Origin of the sequence: Ancylobacter sp. 3268 (genome assembly GCF_031456575.1) — a bacterium.
In the GTDB taxonomy this organism is placed as follows: domain Bacteria; phylum Pseudomonadota; class Alphaproteobacteria; order Rhizobiales; family Xanthobacteraceae; genus Ancylobacter.
The window spans coordinates 199,451-217,348 of the sequence record NZ_JAVDUX010000007.1 but is presented as its reverse complement, the minus strand read 5'-3'; the positions used below and the strand labels follow the sequence as shown (position 1 = coordinate 217,348).

The window sequence follows — 17,898 nt, the reverse complement described above, 5'->3', positions numbered from 1 at the left end:
GGATAGGGGATGAACCCGCGCGGGGCAAGGGGGCAGGCACGGCCGCGGGCGCTATTCCGCCAGCCCGTGGCGATGGAAGACGCAGGCGAGCTTGTTGCCGTCCGGATCGCGGGTATAGGCGGCATAGAAATGCGGCGTGTATTGCGGGCGCAGGCCCGGCGCGCCCTCGCTGGTGCCGCCATGGGCAAGGGCGGCGGCGTGGAAGGCATCGACCTGCGTGGCGCTGGCGGCGCGAAAGGCCACCATCGGGCCGTTGCCCGGATCGGGCGCCTCGCCATTGTAGGGATGGCACAGCCACAGGCTGACGCCGCCATCATAATCCGGGCCGTAGCCTTCCCAGCCGGGCTCGGCGTTGGGGCTGCGGACATGGCCGAGCGCCGCCATCACCGGATCATAGAAGGCGACGGCGCGGGCGAGATCGGAGACGCCGAGGGTGACATAGAGGATGAGCGAGGAGGAGGACATCGATGAGGACCGTGCGTGCGGGAGCCGGAAGCCTCCATATGGCCGCCATGCACGCAGTTGTGTAAACACCCTCCCACCGCCGCATCTCCGGCCGCCATCGGGACGCCGCCCATGACCAACGCCCCCGCCCCCGCCTCCGCCCCCGCCGATCTCGGCCCGCTCCTCGCCATGCTCGCGCAGCGCCTCGGCGCCCAGCATGTCCTGACCGCGCCGGCCGACACCGCCGCCTATCTGCGCGAGGAGCGCGGGCTCTATGACGGGCGCACCCCGGCGGTGCTGCGGCCCGGCAGCACGGAGGAGGTTGCCTTCGTGGTCGCCGAATGCGCGGCTGCGGGCGTGCCGATCGTGCCGCAGGGCGGCAATACCGGCCTCGTCGGCGGGCAGATGCCGTTCGGCGAGCTGGTCGTCTCGCTGGCGCGGCTCGACAAGGTGCGCAACGTCGATCCCGTCGACATGACGATGACCGTGGAAGCCGGCTGCATCCTCGACACCGTCCACAAGGCGGCGGAGGCGGTGGGCTGCCTGTTCCCGCTGCACATCGCCTCGCAGGGCTCCTGCCGCATCGGCGGCAACCTCGCCACCAATGCCGGCGGCACCGCCGTGCTGCGCTATGGCAACGCCAAGGAACTGGTGCTCGGCCTCGAAGTGGTGCTGGCGGACGGGCGGGTGTGGAACGGGCTGAAGCGGCTGCGCAAGAACAATGCCGGCTACGACCTGAAGCAGCTGTTCCTCGGCACCGAAGGCACGCTCGGCATCATCACCGCGGCGGTGCTCAAGCTTTTCCCGTCGCCGGCCCAGCGGGCCACAGCCTTCCTCGCCGTGCCGGACCCCGAACATGCCCTGGAGCTGCTGCACCGGCTGCGCGGCCTTGCCGGCGATGGGCTCACAACCTTCGAGCTGATGGCGGATTTCGGCGTCGAGACGGTGCTCAAGCACATGCCGGGCACGGTGCGGCCCTTCGCCGGACGCTATGACTGGTACGTGCTCACCGAGTTCTCCGCCCCGACCCGCGCCTTCGATCTCGGCGCGTTGATGGAGAGCGGGCTGGAGGCGGCGATGGAGGCCGGTGAGGTGACCGATGCGGTTATCGCCGCCAGCGAGGCGCAGGCGGACGCGCTCTGGCGGCTGCGCGAGGATATGAGCGAGGCGCAGAAGCATGAAGGCGGCTCGATCAAGCACGACGTCTCCGTGCCGGTATCGAAGGTGCCGGAGTTTCTCGCCCGCGCGCTGCCGGCGGTGATGGCCGAGCTGCCGGGCCTGCGGCCGTGCCCCTTCGGCCATGTCGGCGACGGCAACATCCACTTCAACCTCAGCCAGCCGGTGGGCATGGACAAAGCCGCCTTCATCGACATGTGGGAGCACTTCAACCGCATGGTGCACGACATCGTGACCGAGATGGACGGCTCGATCGCCGCCGAGCACGGCATCGGCCGGCTGAAGGCGCATGAGCTCGGACACTACGCCGATCCGCTGGCGCTGGAGCTGATGGCGCGGCTGAAACAGGCGCTCGACCCGCTGGGATTGCTGAATCCCGGCAAGGTGCTGGAGGTGTAGCCAGTACCTGCATCAGTCTAGAACGATCATAAGGTGGAGAATTGAAGTATTCGCTTTCTTTTGAACCGTTCTACTGTTTGAGGGGCGGGCATTTTGAGGTTGTCGGGAGCGTATAGAGGGGTTTAAGGAAACCGTTAATTGATCAGTCGCCCCGTCCATCGGCCTTCGCGTGTTGAGCGAAGCTGTGGCGGGCCGCCAATGACGGGTAGCCCAATGCCGACCCTTCGTCTGCCGACGACATGCCTTCCGATGCCGCGCCGCGCCGCCTCGCCCCGGCTTTCGCTGATCGCGCTCCTCGCGCTGTCGGCGTTTGCCGGGCCGCCGGTAGCCTTTGCGCAGGGGGTGGCGCCGACGGCAACGCAAGCGCCTGCGGCAACGCAAGCGCCCGCGGCTGCGCCGGTGCCGCCGCTGGCACAGGCCCCGGCGGCTCCCGCCGCCGCTCCCAACACCGCTGCCCCCAACACCGCTGCCCCCAACACCGCTGCCCCCAACGGCGTTGCCCCACCGACCGCCGCACCCCTGACGACGGCTCCCTCCGCCCCGGCTCCCGCGACGGATGCCCCGGCGGGCACCGGCGCGACGGGCGACGCGTCCTCCCCGGCGGCAGCTCCGGCGCCTGAGGGCGAGGATCCCACCGTCTCCGCCCAGCTGCCGCATGACCTATCGCCCTGGGGCATGTTCATGGCCGCCGACTGGGTGGTGAAGGCGGTGATGATCGGCCTCGCCTTCGCCTCGGTGGTGACCTGGACGGTGTGGCTGGCGAAAAGCGTCGAGCTGATGGCGGCGCAGGCGCGGGTGCGCAAGGCGCTGCGCGGCTTCCTCGCCAGCGCCTCGCTGGACGAGGCCCGCCGTGGCGGCGCCAAGGGGCCGGCGGCGGCGATGCTGCGCGCCACCGATCTCGAACTGAAGCGCTCCGGCGACCTGCCGGCCGAGGGCATCAAGGAACGCGTTTCGATCTCGCTGGGCCGCATCGAGGTGGCGACCGGCCGCGCGATCAACCGGGGCACCGGCCTGCTCGCCACCATCGGCGCCACCGCCCCCTTTGTCGGCCTGTTCGGTACGGTGTGGGGTATCATGAATTCGTTCATCGGCATCTCGAAGGCGCAGACCACCAATCTCGCCGTGGTGGCGCCGGGCATCGCCGAGGCGCTGCTCGCCACCGCCATCGGCCTCGTCGCCGCCATTCCGGCGGTGGTGATCTACAACCACTTCGCCCGCCAGGTAGCCGGCTATCGCATCCTGATGGGCGATGCCTCGGCCGAAGTGCTGCGGCTGCTGTCGCGCGACCTCGACCGACGCGACGCCCGCGAGACGTCGCGCTCGGCGGCGGCCACGGCTCGTCTGCGCGCCGCTGCCGAGTGAGGTGAACCGATGGCTGCCAAGCTCCAGAGCGGCGACGGCGACGATCTCGCCGAGAATCACGAGATCAACGTCACCCCGTTCATCGACGTCATCCTGGTGCTGCTGATCATCTTCATGGTGGCGGCGCCGCTTTCCACCGTCGATGTGAAGGTCGACCTGCCGGCCTCGACTGCGGCGGTGCAGCCGCGTCCCGACAAGCCGGTCTATCTCAGCGTGAAGAGCGACCTCGGCCTCGCGCTCGGCAATGACGACGTGCCGCGCGGGGAACTGGGCGCGACGCTGGATCGTGCCGCCGAAGGCAAAAAGGACACCCGCATCTTCCTGCGCGCCGACAAGAGCGTCGCCTATGGCGACCTTATGGAGGTGATGAACCTCCTGCGCAGTGCCGGCTATCTCAAGATCGCGCTGGTCGGGCTGGAAGCCATGCCGGCGGCGGGGGCGGCACCGGCCGCCGGGAGCGCCCAGGCGCCCGGCGATGCGCCCGCGGCGCCCGCACCAGCCGCTCCGGCGCCTGCGGGTGCGGCTCAATGAGCCTGATGCTGCTGCGTGGCGGAACGGTCGAGCGGCTGGCTCGCGCCGGCAGCTGGATCGGCTGCGGCGTGCTGGTGCTGGGCGTGCATGGCGGCGCGCTCGCCTATTTGCTGTCGTCCCCACCGCCCGAGCCGCTGCCCGAGCCGGCGGCGATCATGATCGAGCTCGCCGAAGTGCCGGTGGCGCCGCCCTCCCAGCCGGTGGACGTCGCGCCCGGTCCGCAGATGATGGAAGCGCCCGAGGAAGTCGAAGAGGACGTCAAGCCGGACGAAATGCCGGAGGAGGAAGTGGAGCCGCCGCCGCCCGAGGTGGTGAAGCAGGAGGAGCCGCTGCCGGAGGTGACGGAATCACCCGCCCCGGACATCGAGGTGCCGCTGCCGCCGCCGGCGCCGCTCGCCGCGGAGCTGACGCCGCCGGAGAAGGTGGAGCCCAAGAAGGAACCGCCGAAGAAGAAGCCGAAGCCGCGCGAGAAGAGCGAGAAGCCGCCGGCGCCGCGCACCTCCGCCGCGCCGCAGATGCAGGCGGAAAACTCCGAGCGTATCGCCGCGCCAACGGCGGGCGCCGCCTCTTCGCGCTCGATGACGCCGGCGAACTGGCGCTCGCGGCTGATGGCGCATCTCAACCGCAACAAGCGCTACCCGAACGGCGAGAGCGGCTCGGGCAAGGCGCGGATCGCCTTCACCATCAACCGCGCCGGCCAGGTGCTCAGCGTGCGGCTGGTGGGCTCGTCGGGCAATCCGCGCTTCGACGAGGAAGCGGTGGCGATGCTGCGCCGCGCTTCTCCGGTGCCGCCGCCGCCGCCGGAAGTGCCGGGTGGCTCCATTGCCTTCACCGTGCCGGTGGATTTCACCCTGCGGTGAGCGCCATCGGCGTGCCAGTGCCAGAGCCGGCGGACATCGGCTCGCCGGGGCCGCGTGCCGGCCGAGCATGGGTCGAAGAGGCGCGCCAATGCGGGGAGAAGGCCGCGGGACTATCCTAGCCCGGCGAAAGCCGGCGCATGGCGCAGCGTGCCATGCGTGGCCGGCAAGTCGCCGCCGAGCGGCAGCACCATCAGATGCGGGCCGGCATAGGGCGAGGCGAAGCCGGCTGCCGCTTCGGCGGAGAAACCGAAGCGCTGGTAATAGGCGGGATCGCCGAGCACGAAGATGGCCCGCCAGCCCATCGCTCCGGCACGCTCGATGGCGTGGCGAACCAGCGCGCCGCCAATGCCGTGGGCGCGATAATCCGGCCCGACCACCAGCGGGGCGAGCGCCAGCGCCGGGAAGGCGGCGGCGATCGGCGACAGCAGGATCTGGCCGACGATCTCGCCGTCCTCTTCCGCGACGAGGGAGAGGATCGCGTCGCCCGCCGCACGCAGGCGGTTGACCAGATTGGCTTCGTCCGGGCCGTCGAAAGCATCGCGCACCAGGGCGTGGATCGCCGCCGCCTCGCCGGGCCGTTCATCGCGGATGAGCATGGGAGCCTCCTGGAGCGTTTTCGAGCGAAGTGGATTCCACTTCGCGGGAAGAAAACGCATTAAAACAATAGGCTAGAGTATTTCCGGCGAACCGGTGTTCACCGGAAATGCTCTAGCGGTCCAGCCGGGCGAGCAGGGCTGAAAGATCCTCCCACAGCTCGTCCGGATCCTCGAGGCCGATGCTGAGGCGGATGAGGCGGCCGGCGTCGTGCCATGGCCCGCCATTGCGCCGCGGAGCGATCTCCATCGGTGCGATCAGGCTATGCGTGCCGCCCCAGGAAGCGCCGATGGCGAAAACCTTCAGCACCGACAGCGCGGCGGCGAGGTTCGGCGCGCTCGCCGGCCTCAGGACGACGCTGAAGACGCCTGAGGCGCCCTTGAAGTCGCGCATGAAGGCGGCATGGCCGGGGCAGGAGGGGAGCGCGGGGTGCAGCACGGTCGCGACCTGTGGCATGCCGGCGAGGCGGCGGGCGAAATCCTCCGCCACCCGCCCGGAATGGGCGAGGCGCACCGCCATGGTCTCCATCCCCCGCAGGGCGAGCGAGCATTCGTCCGGCGACACGCCGATGCCGAGCGCCGACAGGGTCTGGCGCAGTCGCCGGTGCAGCGCGACATCGGCGACGGTGATCGAGCCGAGCAGCAGGTCGGAATGGCCGCCAACATATTTGGTCAGCGCCTCGCAGGCGAAATCGGCGCCATGGGCAAGGGGTTTGAACAGCAGCGGCGTCGCCCAGGTGTTGTCGCAGCCCACCAGCACCCCGCGCGCCTTGGCTGCCGCGACGAGTGCGGGCACGTCCGCCACTTCCATGGTGCCGGAGCCGGGCGCCTCGATCCAGATCAAGCGGGTGCGCTCGTCGATGAGACCGGCGAGGCCGGCGCCGATCAGCGGATCATAGACGGCGACGTCGATGCCGCGGGGGGCGAGATGCTGGGCGCACAGCGTGTGCACCGGCGGATAGGCATTGTCCGGAATCAGCACCCGGTCGCCCGGCGTCAGCACGGTGAGCATCACCATGGAGATGGCGGCCTGGCCGGAGGGCACGATGACGGTGCGGGCGCCGCCATGCAGCCGGGTGAGCTGCTCGGCCAGCGTGCGCGTGGTCGGCGTGCCGTGCAGGCCGTAGGTGTAGCCGTCCACCCCGCGCTCGGCCCGGCGCAGGAAGGCCTCGCCATCCGGATAGACGATGGTCGAGGCCCGATGCACCGGAACCGTCAGGCTGGCATAGCCCTCCTGCGACACCGCGGGAGGATGGACGCAGCGCGTGGCATCCCGCATGGCCCTGCCTTCCGGCCCCCTCATTCCACCGCCCAGCAGGCGACCAGCCGGCCGGCCTTGAGCTCCAGCGGCGGCGCCTCGCGGCGGCAGCGGTCGAAGGCCAGCGGGCAGCGCGGGTTGAAGGCGCATCCCGTCGGCGGGTCGAAGGGGGAGGGCAGCTCGCCCTCCAGCACGATGCGCTCCTTCTTCGCCTCCGGATCGGCGACCGGGGTCGCCGACATCAGCGCCCGCGTATAGGGGTGCTTGGGATCGTCGAAGATGGCGTCGCGCGGGCCGTGCTCCACCGCCCGGCCGAGATACATCACCATCACCTCGTCGGCCATGTGGCGGACGACGCCGAGATCGTGCGAGACGAAGACATAGGCGACGCCGAGGCTTTCCTGGAGCTCCACCAGCAGGTTCAGCACCTGCGCCCGCACCGAGACGTCGAGCGCCGAGACCGGCTCGTCCAGCACCAGGATCTTCGGCCGCAGCACCAGCGCGCGCGCGATGGCGATGCGCTGGCGCTGGCCGCCGGAGAACATGTGGGGGTAGCGGCCGTGATGCTCGGGGCGCAGGCCGACCCGCTGCATCATGTCGATGGCCCGCTCGCGCCGCTCGGCGGCAGACAGCTTGGTATTGACCAGCAGCGGCTCCTCGATGGCGGCGCCGATGGTTTGGCGCGGATTGAGCGAGCCATAGGGGTTCTGGAAGATCATCTGCACCTCGCCGCGATAGCGGCGGCGGGTGGCCGCATCGATGCCGGCGACGTCGACATCGTCGATGAGCAGCGCGCCGGTGCCGGGCGTCTCGATCATGGTCAGCATGCGGGCCAGCGTCGACTTGCCGGAGCCGCTCTCCCCGACCACCGCCAGGGTGCTGCGCGGCGCCAGCGCGAAGCTGATGCCGGCCACCGCCTTCACCGTCGCCGACTTGGCGAGCAGACCGCGCGAGACCTCGTAGGACTGGGCGAGGTCCACGGCCTCCATCACCGCCCGCTTGGCTGCGTTGGTCATGCCGGCACCTCCAGTTTCTTCAGGCCGCGCGGGTGGCCGTCGACCAGCGGCGTGTGGCACAGCGCATAGCCGAGCTCGGCGCCCGCGCGCGGCGGCGGCACGGTGCGGCAGGTTTGGGTGGCGAAGCGGCACCGCGGCGAGAACAGGCAGCCGGCCGGGCGGTCGGCGAGGCCCGGCACCACGCCGGGAATGGAGGGCAGGATGCGCCCGCTCGCCCGCTCCGGCAGCGCCGCCAGCAGCGCCGAGGTGTAGGGATGGTGGGGGTCGCGGAACAGGCCGCGCGTCGGCTGCATCTCTACCTGCTGGCCGGCATAATGGACGCAGACCCGCTGCGCCGTCTCCGCCACCACCCCCATGTCGTGGGTGATCAGCACCAGGCCGACGCCGCTGTCCTTCTGCAGGCGCAGCAGGAGGTCGAGGATCTGCGCCTGGATGGTGACGTCGAGCGCGGTGGTAGGCTCGTCGGCGATGATGAGCTTCGGCCGGCAGGCCAGCGCCATGGCGATCATCACCCGCTGGCTCATGCCGCCGGAGAGCTGGTGCGGGAAGGCTTTGAGCCGCCGCTCCGGCTCGGGGATTCCGACCAGCTCCAGAAGCTCGACGGCGCGGGCCTGACGGGCGGCCTTGTCGAGGTCGAGATGCGTCGCCATCGCCTCGCGCAGCTGGAAGCCGATGGTGAAGCACGGATTGAGGCTGGACATCGGCTCCTGGAAGATCATCGCCAGGTCGCGGCCGATGATCCTGCGGCGGTCGCGCGGCGACAGGGCAAGCAGATCCTTGCCGTCGAAGCTGAGCCGGTCGGCCGTCACGGTGGCGGTCCAGGGCAGCAGGCCCATGACCGCCAGCATGGCCACCGACTTGCCGGAGCCGCTCTCGCCGACAATGGCGACGAGCTCGCCGGCGGCGACGTCGAGATCGACCTTGTCCACCGCGCGGAACGGGCCGCGGCCGGTGGCGAAGGTGACCGAGAGATTGCGGATGGAGAGAAGACTCATGGCTCAGCTCCGGCGCAGCTTGGGGTCGAGCGCGTCGCGCAGGCCGTCGCCCATCAGGTTGATCGCTACCACGGTGACGAGGATGGCAAGGCCGGGAAGGGTGACGATCCACGGCGCGGCGCGGATGAACTCGCGGCTGTCCGCCAGCATCGCCCCCCATTCCGGGATCGGCGGCTGGGCGCCGAGGCCGAGGAAGCCGAGCGCCGCGGCTTCCAGGATCGCATCGGAGATGCCGAGCGCCGCCTGCACGATCAGCGGCGCCAGACAGTTCGGCAGCACGGTGACGAACATCAGCCGGAGCTTGCCGACGCCGGCGACGCGGGCGGCGACGACATATTCCTTCGACAGCTCGGCGATGGCGGCGGCGCGCACCAGCCGCACATAGCGCGGCAGATACACCACCGTGACAGCGATGATGGTGTTGACGAGGCTCGGCCCCAGCACCGCCACCACCAGGATGGCCAGCACCAGGCTGGGGATGGCCACCACCAGATCCATCACCCGCATCACCACCACCTCGACGACGCCGCGCAGGAAGGCGCTGGCGAGGCCGAGCACGATGCCGAGCGCCACCGACACCAGCATCACCGACAGGCCGATGCCGAGCGAGATGCGCGCGCCATAGATCAGCCGCGAGAGGATGTCGCGGCCGACCGCATCGGTGCCGAACGGGAACTGCCAGGTGCCGCCGGCCCAGACGGGAGGCTGCTGTACGAACTGGCGGAACTGCTCGATGGGGGAATGCGGCGCCACCCATGGCGCGAACAGCGCCAGGAAGGCGATGAACGCCACCACCGTCAGGCCGAGCACCGCGCCGCGGTTCTCGCTGAAGGCGGACCAGAAGGCGCGCAGCGAGGATGGCGCCGGCGGCACCGTCTCGATGATGGCGCCGTCCGGCAGGATGGTTTCGCCGGGCAGCGGGGCGTCGGCCGAGGGCTGGTCAACCATGACGGATCCTCGGGTTGATCGCGACATAGGTGAGGTCGACGATGAGGTTGACGAGGATGACGATGCCGGAGATCAGCATGATCCCACCCTGCAGCGCCGGATAGTCGCGGCGGGCGATCGACTCGATCAGCCATTTGCCGACGCCGGGCCAGGCGAAGATGGTCTCGGTGAGCACCGCGCCGGCGAGCAGCGTGCCGGTCTGCAGCCCGATGACGGTGACCACCGGGATCAGCGCGTTGCGCAGAGCGTGCAGGCCGACCACCCGCAGCGGCGACAGCCCCTTGGCGCGGGCGGTGCGCACATAGTCCTCGCCCAGCACCTCCAGCATGGAGGAGCGGGTCATGCGGGCGATCACCGCCAGCGGAATGGTGCCGAGCACGATGGAGGGCAGGATGAGATGCGCCACCGCCGAGCCGAAGGCGCCCTCCTGATCCGACAAGAGGCTGTCGATCAGCATGAAGCCCGTCACCGGCTCGAAATAGTAGTTGATCAGGTCCATGCGGCCGGAGACCGGGGTGAGCCCGAGATATTCCGACATGAACATGATGAGCAGCAGGCCCCACCAGAAGATCGGCATGGAATAACCGGTGAGCGCCACCGTCATCACCGAATGATCGAAGAAGCTGCCGCGCTTCACCGCCGCGATGACGCCGGCGGGAACGCCGAGCACGATGGCGAAGATCAGGCCGCACAGAGTGAGTTCCAGCGTCGCCGGGAACAGGATGGCGAATTCGTGCAGCACCGGCGTCTTGGTGACGATGGAGACGCCGAAATCGCCATGCACGATGCCATTGGCGTAATCGAGGAACTGTTGCCACACCGGCCGGTCGAGGCCGAGCTCGTGGCGCAGCATGGCGAGGCGCTCGGGGGCGATGCCGCGCTCACCGGTGCGGGCCTCGATCGGATCGCCGGGCACGAGGCGCACCGCCACGAAGGTGACGAACATCAGCGCCACGAAGGTCGGCAGCGTCAGGGCGACGCGGCGGATGAAAAAGCGGAACATCGATATCCCGGGCTTGCGATGCGCCACATCCGGAGCGGCCCGCTCCTTGAGGAGCCACGGGACGCGGCGGGTGGCGGATCTGAGGTCGTCACGTCACGGACGGGACACTGACGCGCAGCGCGCGCAATCACTGGGACGGCGTAAATCGACGCCGAGCGGGCCATCCGGTCCGGATGGCGATGGGCTCCATCGCCCTTTCCCGTGTGAGCCGTGACCTCACCGACGGAAAACGGGCGTGAACCCGGCAAGCTTGAACACGGCGAAACGCGGGAGCCCGCCGACTTTCACGGCGCCTGCTCTAGCGCATCGGCACGATCGCGGCGTTTCGAAAAAGCACGGTGCCGGCGGAGCGCTCCCTCCGCCGGCACCGGCATCACGTCACTTCAGGTCGACGCCGTAGAACTCGTGGCGGCCGAAGGGGCTCACCTTGTAGTCGACGACTTCCTTGCGGGTCGGCTCGTAGACCACCGAGTGGGCGATGGTGAACCAGGGCGCATCTTCCTTCACGATGACCTGCGCCTGCTCGTAGAGCTTGGTGCGCTCGGCGACGTCCGAGATGGTCTTCGCCTTGTTGATGAGGTCGTCGAAGTCCTTGTTGCACCACTTGGCGAGGTTCTGCCCGCCCGGACGGGCGGCGGCGCAGCCGAGCAGGAAGAAGAAGTTATCCGGATCGCCATTGTCGCCGGTCCAGCCGAGCTGGCCGGTCATGTGCTCGCCCTGCTGCAGGCGCTTGCGGTACTCGCCCCACTCATAGGACACCAGCTTCGCATTGACGCCGACCTTGGCGAGGTCCGACTGCATCATCTCGGCGATGCGCTTGGCGTTGGGGTTGTAGGGGCGCTGCACCGGCATCCACCACAGGTCGATGTCGAGCGGGGTCTTCACGCCGGCGGCCTCGAGCATCGACTTGGCCTTGGCCGGATCGAACGGATAGTCCTTCACCGCGGTGTTGTAGGACCAGATGGTCGGCGGGATCGGGTTGATCGCCGCCTGCCCGGCGCCCTGGTACACGTCCTTGATGATCGCCGCCTTGTCGATCGCCATGTTGAAGGCCTGGCGGACCTCCTTCTTGTCGAAGGGCGGCTTCTGGGTGTTGAAGGACAGATAGGCGATGTTGAGGCCCGGCTGCGACAGCAGGTTCAGCGCCGGATCGGTCTTCATCGCCGCGATGTCGGCCGGGTTCGGCGCGATCATCACATGGCACTCGCCCTTCTTCACCTTGGCGTAGCGGGCGGTCGGGTCCGGGGTGATGGCGAAGACGAGGTTGTCCAGCGCCGGCTTGCCCTCGAAATAGGCCGGGTTGGCCTTGTAGCGGATCACCGCGTCCTTCTGGTAGTTCACGAAGGAGAACGGGCCGGTGCCGACCGGGATCTGGTCGAACTGCTCGGGCGTGCCCTTCTTGAGCAGGAAGTCGGCATATTCCTTCGACATGATGGTGCCGAAGTCCATGGCGAGGTTGGCCAGCATCGGCGAATTCGGCTCGGTGAGGGTGAACTTCACCGTGTAGTCGTCCACCTTGTCGATCGACTTGAGCAGGTCGGGCATGCTCATGTCGTTGAAGTAGTCATACGCGCCGCCGGTGACCTTGTGGTACGGGTTCTCTGGCTTCCACTGGCGCTCGAACGAGAACAGCACGTCGTCGGCGTTGAAATCGCGGGTCGGCGTGAAGCCGTTGACGCCGGCGTGCCACTTCACCCCCTTGCGGAGCTTGAAGGTGATCTCCTTGCCGTCGTCGGAGACCGTCCAGCTCTCGGCGAGGCCGGGTACCACCTTGGTGGTGCCGCGCTCGAACTCGACGAGCTGGTTGTAGACCGGGCGGGCGGCGTCGAAGCTGGTGCCGGTGGTGTTGAGGGCCGGCGTGAAGTTCTCGGGGCTGCCCTCCGAGCAATAGACGAGCGTCTTGGCTGCGTAGGCGGGCGCGGACAGCGCCACGAGTACGGCCGCCGTAGCGGCCAGTTTGGCATTCAATACCGGCATGTTGAGTTCCCCTTATGCGGATGTGCGGCGGTAGCCCGTTGCACGCGGGCTGATTATTGCCAGTTCGTCGCACCCATGACGCGAAATCAAACACGCCTTGATCGCTTGTGCAATAAGACTCCGAGCCCCTACAAAAGTCGTATGTCTAGACATTTGGTGGCGACTATGGGCCTCGCTGCCCCGCGGGTGTAAGACGGGAGCCGCCGCGCCGGAGAGAGGCGCGCACCTATCAGGGAGACGAGACGGATGAACGCCGCGCCGCATGCCGCCCCCAAGGCGATCTTCGACTGGGAGGATCCGTTCGACCTCGACGGCCAGCTCACCGAGGAGGAGCGCATGGTGCGCGACACGGCGCGCGATTATGCCCAGGAAAATCTGATGCCGCGGGTAGCTTCCGCCTATCGCGAGGAGCGCTTCGACCGCGAGATCATGAGCGAGATGGGCGCGCTCGGCCTGCTCGGCCCGACCATTCCCGAGGAATATGGCGGCGCCGGGCTGGGCTATGTCGCCTATGGTCTGGTGGCGCGGGAGGTCGAGCGGGTCGATTCGGGCTATCGCTCGGCGATGAGCGTGCAGTCCTCGCTGGTGATGCACCCGATCCACGCCTATGGCAGCGAGGCGCAGAAGCAGAAATACCTGCCCCGGCTCGCCACCGGCGAGATCGTCGGCTGCTTCGGCCTGACCGAGCCGGATGCCGGCTCCGATCCTTCCGGCATGCGCACCCGCGCCGAGAAGATCGACGGCGGCTACCGGCTCAAGGGCGCCAAGATGTGGATCACCAACGCGCCCATCGCCGATGTCGCGGTGGTGTGGGCGAAGTCCGCCGCGCATGACAATGCCATTCGCGGCTTCGTGCTGGAGCGCGGCACCAAGGGGCTGAGCTTTCCGAAGATCGAGGGCAAGCTCTCGCTGCGCGCCTCGATCACCGGCGAGATCGTGATGGACGATGTCGAGGTGCCGGAGGAGGCGTTGCTGCCGAATGTCTCCGGGCTGAAAGGGCCGTTCGGCTGCCTCAACCGCGCCCGCTACGGCATCGGCTGGGGCACGATGGGGGCGGCGGAAGCGTGCTATGCGGCGGCGCGATCCTACACGCTCGATCGCCACCAGTTCGGCCGCCCGCTGGCGGCCAACCAGCTGATCCAGAAGAAGCTCGCCGACATGGCGACCGAAATCGCCCTGGGGCTCCAGCTTGCCCTGCGCGCCGGGCGGCTGTTCGACGAGGGACGCCTGTCGCCGGAGGCGATCTCGGTGCTGAAGCGCAACAATTGCGGCAAGGCGCTCGACATGGCCCGCATCGCCCGCGACATGCATGGCGGCAACGGCATATCATCGGAATACCCGGTGATGCGCCACATGGTGAACCTCGAGACGGTGAACACCTATGAGGGCACGCACGACATCCACGCGCTGATCCTCGGCCGGGCGATCACCGGGCTACAGGCGTTCTTCTGAGGGGCGGGTTCCGGTCCTGCGAGGTGATTCCGCATCCTGATCCGTTCGAAGCGCCGTCACCCAGAGACGCCCGGCCGGAGGCCGGCCTCGAAGGATGTTGGTCCGGACGCTCTCAAAAGCGATACATCCAGGCCGCGGCGTCGGCATCTCAGGATACCCCTTTGCTTCCCTCTGCCCGGTGGGGAGAGGTGGCCCGCGTAGCGGGTCGGTGAGGGGTGACACCGGCGGGAGGCGTCGAAGACCCCTCACCCCAACCCTCTCCCCGTCGGGGAGAGGGTGATGCTCCGCCTTGTTCGGGCCGACTGGCCGCGATGCGATAAAGAGCCGCCCTCAGCCCGTGTCGCTTTCCAGCGAGGCGATCAGCATTTCCGCGCTGGCGATGTTGAGTGCCAGCGGGATGTCGTAGACCAGCGCGACGCGCATCAGTGCCTTGACGTCGACATCGTGCGGCTGGGCGGTGAGCGGGTCGACCAGGAACACCAGCGCCCGCACCCGTCCCTCGGCAATGAGCGCGCCGATCTGCTGGTCGCCGCCGAGCGGGCCGCTCTTCAGCCGGGTGAGGCTCAACTCCGGGCAGGCGTCGAGAATGCGCCCGCCGGTGGTGCCGGTGGCGACGATGTCGAAGCGCGACAGAACCTGGCGATGCTCCACCGCCCAGGTGACCATATCGTGCTTCTTGCTGTCATGGGCAACGAGGCCGAGCAGACCGGCGGCCGGGCCGGTGGCGGGCGGAGCGGTCACGGGCGAGACCTCATATGTGGTACATGAGGTCGGCGTCGGCATTGCGGGCGAAGGCCATCATCTCTTCCAGCGTCATCCGGTCGAGAATGTCGCTCATCGCGTCGCGCACCTTGCTCATGGTGACCTGAACCGCGCAGATCTTGAGATCCTGGCAGTCCAGGCACGGCACATAGGCGCTTTTGGAGGCGCAGTTGATCGGCGCCAGCGGTCCGTCCAACGTGCGGATGATGTGGCCGACGCGGATTTCCTTCGGCAGGCGCGACAGCGCGTAGCCACCGCCGGGGCCCTTCTTGGAGCGCAGCATGCCGGCATTGCGCAATTCCAGCAGGATGGCGTCGAGGAACTTCTTCGGAATGTTGTTGGCCGAGGCGATCTCGGCCCCCATGGCACTCTGGCCCTGGGGCAAGCCGGCGAGGAACAGCATCGCCTTGAGCCCGTACTTGCCCTTGTTGGTCAACATCGCCGCTATGAATCCCGATTGACCGGGCGAATCCGCCCGCCCGGCATTTCTTCATAGATGATAGATCAAGCGGCTTTTTGAAGGGGAAGCAAGGGGGCGGGACGCTCAGCGCGCCGCAACGGAGGCCGCGATTGCCGTCGCCGGGGCTTCCGCTTCGCCCGCACCAGGATGCGCGAACAACACCGCCGCGGCGATGGCGCCATAGGCGAGTGCAAACATCAGGGTGTGGCGATGACGGACGATACGGCGCATGAAATCCTCTTCATGCATAGTCTATGGACACCATGGACTATGTAAAGAGGGAATTCGGAATAATCACGAGAATTTTTGCCGATGCTCTTTATTTACGTGGTATTTATGTGCTTAAGCCGTCATCGAACCGGAAACAGCTCGGCTTCGGTCTCGAAAGCCGAGGCGAAGGCGGCCACGCGCCGGTCGATGCGGATATCGCTGCCGCGCAGAGGGCGCACCAGCGACATCCCTTCCAGCGAGCGGGCACGGGACAGCGCGACATAGGCCTGGCCGGCGGCGAAGGCGCCGGCATCGAAATCGATGCGCACATCCTCCAGCGTCAGGCCCTGCGCCTTATGCACGGTGACGGCCCAGGCGGGCACCAGCGGCAGCTGGGTGTAGGTACCGACCACCTTGGCCTCGACCTTGCCCGTGGCCTCGTCCCAATCGTAGCGGATGCGCTCCCAGCTGACCCGCCCGATCTCGGCCACGCCGCCGGAATCCAGCCGGACGAACGCTCGGTCCGGCGCGAGGCCGATGACGGTGCCGACCGAGCCGTTGACCCATTGCTTCTCCGGATCGTTGCGCACCGTCATCACCCGGGCGCCGGTCTTCAGCAGCAGCGCTTCGGGGACGGGGAGGCGGTCATTGGCGAGGTCGAACTCGCCCTCGCTCCTGCCATCATAGATGCGGCCGCCATCGGCAAGGGCTTCCAGCCCGCGGCGATTATAGGCGTCGACGCGGGCATTGGTCGGGGCGAGCACCACCGGGATGCGCCCTTCGCGATGCGGCCGGAAGCAGGCCTCGTTGATCGCCGCCACCGCTTCCGCCACGAAGCGGCCGGAACGCAGGGCGGCCAGCTGCTCCACGAAGGCGACGTCCGACTGGCGCCAGACCCGGGTGAAGGGCAGCCGGGCAACCTCGACCTCGCGCAGCACCCTTGCATCGAAGGCGAATGGTCCCTCATAGCCGAAATGGCTGAGGATCTCGCGCTCCGCCATCGGCACCACCGGCGGCAATTGCAGGAAATCCCCGACCAGCACGATCTGCACGCCGCCGAACGGCTCCGGCCGGCCTCGGGCGATGCGCAGGCAGCGGTCGACGGCGTCGAGCACGTCGGCGCGCACCATCGACACCTCGTCGATGACGAGGCGGTCGAGCTTCTTCATCAGGGTACGCTTGGGCGAGCGCGGCTTGACCTGGTCAGGATCGACGAGGCGGGGCGGCAGGCCGAAGAAGGAATGGATGGTCTGGCCGCCGAGCTGCAGCGCCGCCACTCCGGTGGGAGCAAGGAAGACCTGGCGGGAGCCGCCATGCTTGCGCAGCATGTGCAGGAAGGTGGTCTTGCCGGTGCCGGCGCCGCCCAGCACCATGGTCACCGGCGCCTGCTGGCGCAGCGTCGCAAGCGGCTGGGCGAAGTCGACCTCCATGTCGGTGGGGCGAATCGCGGTCTTGTCGGTGGCGGTCGTGTTCATGGGCGCAATTGAGCACAGCTGCGGCCGGCGCCCAAATCGGCGGGCCCGGCTAGTGCAGCTTGATGAGCACGAGGCCGGCGACGATCAGCGCGGCGCCGGCAAGCCGGCTCGGGCGGGGCGGCTCCTTCAGCAGGAACACCGCGATGACCGCGGCGAACAGCACGCTCGATTCCCGGACCGCCGAGACGAGGCCGATCGGCGCCTTGGTCATCGCCCAGATGGTGATCCAATAGGCCGAGAGCGACATCGCCCCGCCCAGGGCGCCGGGGCCGAGGAAGCCGAGCATCGGCCGCAGCGCCGCCGGCCGGTGGCGGAGCAGCGCGACGGCGAGCACGCAGGGGCCTTCCATCAGGAACAGCCAGGCGGAATACAGGTGCGGGCTGCCGGTGGTGCGGGCGCCCATGCCGTCGATGATCGAGTAGACGGCGATGGAAAGGGCGCAGCTGCCGGCCAGGACGAGGGCGCGGACATCGAGATGTCCCTTGCGCGGCCAGGCGATAGCCAGCACGCCGGCCGCAAGAATCGCGACGCCGGCAATGCCCTGGGCATCGATCGGCTCGCCGAGCAGGACCAGCGAGAACGACGTGGTGATCAGCGGCGAGCCGCCGCGCGCCACCGGATAGACGAATCCCATATCGGCACGGCGATAGGCACCGGTCAGGGTCAGGTAATAGACGAGGTGAACGGCGATGGAGCCGGCGATCCACGGCCAGACATAGGCCGGCGGCGGCCCCATCCATAGCGCGATCGGCAGGGCGATGACCGAGCAGGCGCCGGTGATCAGCACCACGGCGATGAACGGATCCAGCCGGATCTTCAGGAGGGCGTTCCAGCCCGCATGCATCGCGGCGGCGGCGATGACCGCCAGGAAGACGCTGGGTTCCATGAGTGGAGGCCTGCCGGGAAAAGGCCGGCCCCGCTGGAACGGCGGGCAGGTGATAGACGATTCCGCGCCCGCCGCCGAGTTTTTATGACAG

The 17,898-nt window shown here is 68.5% G+C and carries 18 protein-coding genes; 5 read left to right on the top strand and 13 right to left on the bottom strand.

Annotation, left to right across the window (positions count from 1 at the left end; translation table 11 throughout):
- Positions 1–51: 51 nt before the first annotated feature.
- Positions 52–465, bottom strand: a complete 414-nt coding sequence (locus tag J2X65_RS12500; RefSeq protein WP_310201406.1) for a VOC family protein — start codon at positions 463–465, stop codon at positions 52–54.
- 111 nt (positions 466–576) lie between these two features.
- Here J2X65_RS12500 and J2X65_RS12495 point away from each other — a divergent pair, with 111 nt between their 5' ends.
- From J2X65_RS12495 to J2X65_RS12480, 4 genes are all read left to right on the top strand, one after another.
- Complete coding sequence (locus tag J2X65_RS12495; RefSeq protein WP_310201404.1) at positions 577–2,019, top strand: FAD-binding oxidoreductase; 1,443 nt, start codon at positions 577–579, stop codon at positions 2,017–2,019.
- Positions 2,020–2,232: 213 nt separating this feature from the next.
- Positions 2,233–3,381 carry a tonB-system energizer ExbB gene (gene exbB, locus J2X65_RS12490; protein WP_310201402.1) on the top strand — a complete coding sequence of 383 codons (1,149 nt, stop codon included), beginning with the start codon at positions 2,233–2,235 and terminating at the stop codon, positions 3,379–3,381.
- Between the two features lie 9 nt (positions 3,382–3,390).
- Positions 3,391–3,912: a TonB system transport protein ExbD gene (gene exbD / locus J2X65_RS12485; protein WP_310201400.1), complete on the top strand. Its 522-nt coding sequence runs from the start codon at positions 3,391–3,393 to the stop codon at positions 3,910–3,912.
- Positions 3,909–4,772, top strand: coding sequence for a TonB family protein (locus J2X65_RS12480; protein WP_310201398.1), 864 nt, complete (start codon positions 3,909–3,911; stop codon positions 4,770–4,772). Before exbD ends, J2X65_RS12480 begins: the two co-directional genes overlap by 4 nt.
- Before the next feature lie 110 nt (positions 4,773–4,882).
- Here the strand turns inward: J2X65_RS12480 and J2X65_RS12475 are convergent, their stop codons facing one another.
- From J2X65_RS12475 to J2X65_RS12445, 7 genes are all read right to left on the bottom strand, one after another.
- Positions 4,883–5,368, bottom strand: coding sequence for an N-acetyltransferase (locus J2X65_RS12475; protein ID WP_310201396.1), 486 nt, complete (start codon positions 5,366–5,368; stop codon positions 4,883–4,885).
- Positions 5,369–5,480: 112 nt separating this feature from the next.
- Positions 5,481–6,644: a cystathionine beta-lyase gene (gene metC, locus J2X65_RS12470; RefSeq protein ID WP_310201394.1), complete on the bottom strand. Its 1,164-nt coding sequence runs from the start codon at positions 6,642–6,644 to the stop codon at positions 5,481–5,483.
- Between the two features lie 20 nt (positions 6,645–6,664).
- The gene (locus tag J2X65_RS12465) at positions 6,665–7,639 is read right to left on the bottom strand and encodes a dipeptide ABC transporter ATP-binding protein (RefSeq protein WP_310201393.1); all 975 of its coding nucleotides are present in this window, start codon (positions 7,637–7,639) and stop codon (positions 6,665–6,667) included.
- On the bottom strand, positions 7,636–8,634 hold the full coding sequence (locus J2X65_RS12460; protein ID WP_310201391.1) for an ABC transporter ATP-binding protein: 999 nt from the start codon (positions 8,632–8,634) through the stop codon (positions 7,636–7,638). Before J2X65_RS12460 ends, J2X65_RS12465 begins: the two co-directional genes overlap by 4 nt.
- A 3-nt stretch (positions 8,635–8,637) precedes the next feature.
- The gene (locus tag J2X65_RS12455) at positions 8,638–9,582 is read right to left on the bottom strand and encodes an ABC transporter permease subunit (RefSeq protein WP_310201389.1); all 945 of its coding nucleotides are present in this window, start codon (positions 9,580–9,582) and stop codon (positions 8,638–8,640) included.
- Positions 9,575–10,585, bottom strand: a complete 1,011-nt coding sequence (locus tag J2X65_RS12450; RefSeq protein WP_310201387.1) for an ABC transporter permease subunit — start codon at positions 10,583–10,585, stop codon at positions 9,575–9,577. Before J2X65_RS12450 ends, J2X65_RS12455 begins: the two co-directional genes overlap by 8 nt.
- A gap of 378 nt (positions 10,586–10,963) precedes the next feature.
- Complete coding sequence (locus tag J2X65_RS12445) at positions 10,964–12,562, bottom strand: ABC transporter substrate-binding protein (protein WP_310201385.1); 1,599 nt, start codon at positions 12,560–12,562, stop codon at positions 10,964–10,966.
- Between the two features lie 246 nt (positions 12,563–12,808).
- Between J2X65_RS12445 and J2X65_RS12440 the strand changes: the two genes are divergently transcribed.
- Positions 12,809–14,014, top strand: a complete 1,206-nt coding sequence (locus tag J2X65_RS12440; RefSeq protein ID WP_310201384.1) for an acyl-CoA dehydrogenase — start codon at positions 12,809–12,811, stop codon at positions 14,012–14,014.
- A 330-nt stretch (positions 14,015–14,344) separates the two neighbouring features.
- Here the strand turns inward: J2X65_RS12440 and J2X65_RS12435 are convergent, their stop codons facing one another.
- From J2X65_RS12435 to J2X65_RS12415, 5 genes are all read right to left on the bottom strand, one after another.
- The gene (locus tag J2X65_RS12435; protein ID WP_404977701.1) at positions 14,345–14,719 is read right to left on the bottom strand and encodes a methylglyoxal synthase; all 375 of its coding nucleotides are present in this window, start codon (positions 14,717–14,719) and stop codon (positions 14,345–14,347) included.
- A gap of 46 nt (positions 14,720–14,765) precedes the next feature.
- A complete protein-coding gene (locus J2X65_RS12430; RefSeq protein ID WP_310201379.1) occupies positions 14,766–15,215 on the bottom strand; it encodes an Rrf2 family transcriptional regulator in 450 nt (149 codons plus the stop codon).
- Between the two features lie 105 nt (positions 15,216–15,320).
- Entirely contained in the window at positions 15,321–15,467 is a 147-nt protein-coding gene (locus J2X65_RS12425) for a hypothetical protein (RefSeq protein ID WP_310201377.1), read from the bottom strand.
- A 119-nt stretch (positions 15,468–15,586) separates the two neighbouring features.
- Positions 15,587–16,921: an AAA family ATPase gene (locus J2X65_RS12420; RefSeq protein WP_310201376.1), complete on the bottom strand. Its 1,335-nt coding sequence runs from the start codon at positions 16,919–16,921 to the stop codon at positions 15,587–15,589.
- 49 nt (positions 16,922–16,970) lie between these two features.
- Positions 16,971–17,807 (bottom strand): EamA family transporter, encoded by an 837-nt coding sequence (locus tag J2X65_RS12415; RefSeq protein ID WP_310201374.1) that lies wholly within the window; start codon positions 17,805–17,807, stop codon positions 16,971–16,973.
- Between the last annotated feature and the right edge of the window lie 91 nt (positions 17,808–17,898).